This window comes from Pseudomonas sp. 5P_5.1_Bac1 (assembly GCF_025466015.1).
Taxonomy (GTDB): domain Bacteria; phylum Pseudomonadota; class Gammaproteobacteria; order Pseudomonadales; family Pseudomonadaceae; genus Aquipseudomonas.
The window spans coordinates 1-538 of the sequence record NZ_JANLNX010000012.1 but is presented as its reverse complement, the minus strand read 5'-3'; the positions used below and the strand labels follow the sequence as shown (position 1 = coordinate 538).

Annotated in this window: 1 protein-coding gene; it reads left to right on the top strand. The window is 66.7% G+C overall.

The window, feature by feature from the left end; translation table 11 throughout:
- Positions 1-538: autotransporter-associated beta strand repeat-containing protein (locus tag NTD82_RS02345; protein ID WP_262127623.1), on the top strand; the 538-nt coding region annotated here is incomplete at both ends.

Here is a 538-nt window from a genome sequence, read left to right as displayed (position 1 = left end):
CTGGGGCGCCGACACCAACTGGACCAACTCCACCGGCAAAAACGCCAACGACTGGAGCGGCGGCCAATTCGCGGTCTTCGGCGGCCAGGGCGGCACCGTCACCATCGATGGCCAGCGTACCTTCTCCGGCATCCAGTTCCTCAGCAACGGCTACCAACTGGTCGGCACCGCCGGCACGCTGGAAGCGGTCAACGCCGCCGACGGCAGCCTGGCCAGCCTGCGCGTGGCCGGCAACACCTCGGCGCTGATCGCCGCGCAACTGGTCGGCAGCGGCGGCATCGAAAAACTCGACGGCGGCACCCTGGTGCTGTCGGGCGCCAACACCTACAGCGGTGGCACCCTCGTCAGCGGCGGTACGCTGATAGGCAACACCACCAGCCTGCAAGGCGACATCGTCGACAACGCCGACCTGATCTTCCAACAGGACGTCAACGGCACCTTCAGCGGCAACCTGAGCGGAACCGGTTCGGCTTACAAACGCGGCGCCGGCACCCTGCTGTTCACCGGCGACCACAGCTTCAGCGGCGACTTCCTAATC